The organism is Clostridium thermobutyricum, assembly GCF_000371465.1.
Taxonomy (GTDB): Bacteria; Bacillota; Clostridia; order Clostridiales; family Clostridiaceae; genus Clostridium; species Clostridium thermobutyricum.
The window spans coordinates 70,669-75,331 of sequence record NZ_KB850959.1 but is presented as its reverse complement, the minus strand read 5'-3'; the positions used below and the strand labels follow the sequence as shown (position 1 = coordinate 75,331).

The window sequence follows — 4,663 nt, the reverse complement described above, 5'->3', positions numbered from 1 at the left end:
TTTTGCTACCTTTAATGCAATATACCAATCTGCTACCTTTCCCCAATTGGTTACCTTTATCTCCTTAATTTGCTACCTTTCATTTAATTGGGTAACTTTATAAGTATATAATTTAAAAATTAATGCCTATGAGAAATTCTCACAGGCATATACTATTTATCAATTTAAATTAGATATTTATATAGAAATACTTCCATAATTATTGTTTATCATTTTATACCAATATGTTCATATAGTTCTTTCGTTATAGATTTATCTTCTTCAATAAACTCTGAATCCACTCCATCAACAATTTGATTTATCATTTTAAATTTACTTGTTAATTTTTCAATCATAAATCCATCTATCTCAGCATTACTAGCATAATTATAAACTATAAAACAATTATTTTTTTGCCCTATTCTGTGAATACGTTGTTCTGCTTGTAAATGAGATGAAGGTATATAGTCAAAATCATTAAATATTACTATATCCGATTTAGTTAAAGTAATACCTGTTCCAGCAGCTTTTAAATTTCCTATAAAAACTTTTTTATCACCTTCTTGAAATTCATCTATAATACTTTTTCTTAATTGTACTGGAACACTTCCATCTATTAATACTGCATTTTCACCAAAATGCCTTTTAAATTTTTGTGCAGGTTCTTTATAATTTGTAAATATAACAATTTTTTCATGTTCTTTTAAATACATTTCGGCAAGTTTTATAGTAGAAGTTGTTTTCTCTTTTGCAATTATTAATCTTATTGCATTTAGATAAGCTATAAATTGAGTCAATGATTTATTTTCATTATCTAAGTATTCTTTTAATTTTAAATTATAATCTCTTGTATCAATTTCATTTGGTATAAACCTTCTTTGAATATCAGGCAAATTCAATATATCTTTTTTTAATCTTCTTATCATTTTAGAAGATAGCATTTCATTTAAACTTTTAATAGATTTTTCTTTGAAATATTCTTTAAATTTATCAAATCCTATAAGTACCTCCTTACTCTCAATTAATATTAAAAGATTCCAACAATCTTTAGAACTGTTACCTATAGGTGTTCCTGTTATAGCTACTTTATATGGAATATTCATCGATAAATCCAATGTTGCTTTTCCTCTTTTGCTTGTACAATATCCTTTATTATCTATAGATTTGATATAATGAGCTTCATCACATAAAAGAACTCCAACATTTAATTCTTTTAAAATATTTTTATATTTATGCAACTTCTCATAGTTTATAACTATCCACGTATTGGATAATTCATCTTTATTTAAATCCTTTATAGTACTCTTCTTGAACTTTGAGTTAACGATTACTATATTTTGTTTATCAAGAGTCTCCTCTATTTCTTTTTTCCAATTTAAAATTAAAGTTGCAGGACATACTATTAATTTTAATAATGGAATACTAGCGCCAAACAAGATGCTTTCAAATGTTTTTCCTAGCCCCATTTCATCCCCTAATATAAATCGTTTTAACTTTAACATTGGTTCTATAATTTCTAATTGATGTGGATAAGGTTTCTTTTTAAGTTTGCTTATATTAACTGGAGGATATGTTTTATTTCTTTCTATATATTCTTTAGATTTTAATAGATTTTGAAGAAGATTTTTAGCTGAATTATCTAATTCAAGCTTATCATTGTTGAAAATTTTATCTATTTCTGTTGCTGGGACAGTTACTTTATCGCTATTTAATATTCTAAACTCATCTAATAATCTCAAAAAATTACTGTTATTGCTAGATTTATCACATTCTATATCTATATATCCATTTAATTTACATTCTTTAATTGAGATTTTTACTTTGCTTAGTTCTTGTAAAATTTGTTCCATAGAGCTAGTATCTATAGGAATTTGTCTTTCTAGTTTTTTAAATCTATCTATTAGAAGAGGAATGTATTTTTGGCTTACTATCCAAGCTCTTTTTTTTACTAAATATCTTCTGTCTGTAGTTGGCAATCCTTTTATAACATCTATTATTTGTTTATCATAATTAAAATCTAACTTAATTACATCATCATTCAAGTTAGTTGCATTAACTTTAAATTTTACATTATCTCTTATATCTTTAGGATTAGTTATTAAATATATCAATTCTTCTATATTAAAAGATTTATAAATTTCATCTTCAATAAATATATTTAATAAAGCTTCTTCTTTTCCATATGATACAATCCATTTATGTGGTTCATAATGCCTATATTGAAAAGGTAGTTTTTTTATTGAGTTTATAACTTTTTCGTTATACTTGAACATAAGTACAATTCCATTTGCATCTTTTTTCACATGTATTTTAAATGTATTTCTTCTTGAAATTTTTAAATAAACATTATAATTTGAATTTATATTTTTTTCTGAAATTTCTTTTTCATTGTTATCTATTTTATTAAATGTTTCGTTAGATGAATTTTTATAATTATATTTTTCTTTTAAACTTTTTAGTTTGTACTGTTCTTTTTTTATATCGTTTTTAAATACATTAATTTCCTTCAGTAATACTTCATCAAGAATCTGTTTTTTATTTTCTATTTCATTAAAAATATATGCTATATCATTTTCATATCTGTTATCATTAAATATTTCACTTACCAATATTTGTAGCAGCATTAAAATAAAAGACATATATTTAATGTTTATTTCTATACAATTATCATTTATTATTATATAGTCTTTACTTTCAATATTTTTTACAATAGATTTTTTAATACTTGCCAATCCATAATAAATACTTAATTCATTAAAACTTATTAAACATTTATTGTTTTCTATCTTAGAGATAGCAAGTGATTTTAATAAGTGTTCTGATATTTTATACTCATCACAAATATCTATAAAAATTTCTACCTTGTTAAAAGCTCTCTTATATTTTCTAGGAAAAACATTCTTGTAAGGTTTCATTTTTTTTATTAAAAATAACATATCTGTATCTGTAGTATTTTTTCTAGATAATATATTAGATAAAATAATTGAATCATTTTTTGAATAAATATGCTTCTTTAAATTTTCAATATTTAATTCTATCATTAAATCAATATTTTTTGATATAACTTTATTCATACCTTATATCGCCCCTCATTTATTGCTTAGTATTAATGAAATAATTTCTAAAAATATAAAATTCTATTTAATAATTTTCAATTTAATTATTTCATAATATTTCTAATTATATTGTAGCATGTTTTTGTTTACAAACTAAAATTAACAAATATGTTTTTTGCTTTTATAATAAAAAAACTATTAAAATATCTTCTTCAAGATATATTTAATAGTTTAATTTTATATTATATTTTTTATTTTTAATAATTGCCATATTTTATATATATATTTCTTTTAATATATCTATATTTGAATTTGTATTGCTAAAATATCCATTTAAATCAATGCCATGAGTACTCATATTATTACTTTTAATTTTCCCTATTATATCTTTTAAACTGATAAATATACTATTAGCTTTTCCTAAATTATTAATTATTCCCAAAGTATTTTAGTATATTCTTTTACACATTCTCCGTCTTTAAAAGATTTTCTAAGCATATTTCCATTGTCATCTATAAAATCAAAGTATCCATCATTTATATATGGAGCTATACATTCAAATATTTCAATATCATATCCTCCAAATGCTTCAGTAGAAAAATAATCAACTATATATTCTCTATCTTTTAAATATATATCTATCATTAGTTCATCAAATACCTTATCTATATCTTTTGCATTTAGAACTTCTTTTAAATCTATCTCACTTTCATCTGTTATTTTTTTATCCAGTATTCCTCTTTTTATAGACCTCAAAATTTTGTCGCTATTATTTGCGTAAAATGAAAATGTACCACTATATAAATTAATCATTTGTATTCTCCTCTTTCATTTATAAATTTATGATAAATCATTTAAATGTCAAATAAAGTTATCCTTTCTTATACTTAATTATTCATTCTAAAATGAATTAAGTATATTCAAATATTATCACTATCACTTTAAAATTTCATATTTTAAAGAAAAAACTTTTATAAATAAAAAAATAAATCAATTATATTGATTCATCTCTAAAAAAGTTTATTTTTTTTAATTCCATGATATAATAAAAACAAGAAGATAAAAGACTTCTCAATGGTTGATTTTTTATTACCATTATTTTTTGATATAATATATTTTTCAAAAGTTGTATTTGACTGTTTATCTTTTGAATTTTTATTATGTCTAAATCTTACTTTATTATCTTTATCACTAGCAACAATAATTTTTTATTACTATTAATGAAATTATCATAATTGCTGTTAGTAAAACATATGTAAAATCACACTATATTAAAGTTAAATAGTGTGATTTTTATTATTTTAAATCTACAATTATTTTAGAATTTTCAACTTTATATCTAAATTTTATTAAAGATTTTGAGTTAAATATATATCATTATTATATTATGGTCCATAGCTTTTTAATATACTATAATGTACCGTGTCCATGTTGTGTATTCACAAATCTATAATTCCTGGTAAATTAATTAATATGCTATAATTATTTTTATAATATCATAATCATTTTATCAGCTATAGTTCCTAGTAAATTTTTGATATGCTATAATATAATATTAAAGCATCATCATTATCTAGTTGCTATAGTTCCTAGTAAATTTTTGATATGCTATAATATGAATTATAAAA

3 protein-coding genes are annotated in these 4,663 nt (G+C 21.4%); all 3 read right to left on the bottom strand.

From position 1 onward, the window contains the following. Positions 1 to 209: 209 nt before the first annotated feature. Positions 210 to 3,053: a DEAD/DEAH box helicase gene (locus tag HMPREF1092_RS15800; protein ID WP_002599696.1), complete on the bottom strand. Its 2,844-nt coding sequence runs from the start codon at positions 3,051 to 3,053 to the stop codon at positions 210 to 212. A gap of 256 nt (positions 3,054 to 3,309) precedes the next feature. Beyond that, entirely contained in the window at positions 3,310 to 3,477 is a 168-nt protein-coding gene (locus HMPREF1092_RS17465) for a hypothetical protein (RefSeq protein ID WP_195972461.1), read from the bottom strand. Next, positions 3,468 to 3,848, bottom strand: coding sequence for a hypothetical protein (locus HMPREF1092_RS15795; protein ID WP_002599695.1), 381 nt, complete (start codon positions 3,846 to 3,848; stop codon positions 3,468 to 3,470). The genes HMPREF1092_RS17465 and HMPREF1092_RS15795 overlap by 10 nt, the downstream gene beginning before the upstream one ends. Between the last annotated feature and the right edge of the window lie 815 nt (positions 3,849 to 4,663).

What these genes read in the sequence shown, in the direction of transcription:
- HMPREF1092_RS15800 (WP_002599696.1), bottom strand. Translation starts at nt 3,053, where the DNA reads ATGAATAAAGTTATATCAAAAAATATTGATTTAATGATAGAATTAAAT.
- HMPREF1092_RS15795 (WP_002599695.1), bottom strand. Translation starts at nt 3,848, where the DNA reads ATGATTAATTTATATAGTGGTACATTTTCATTTTACGCAAATAATAGC.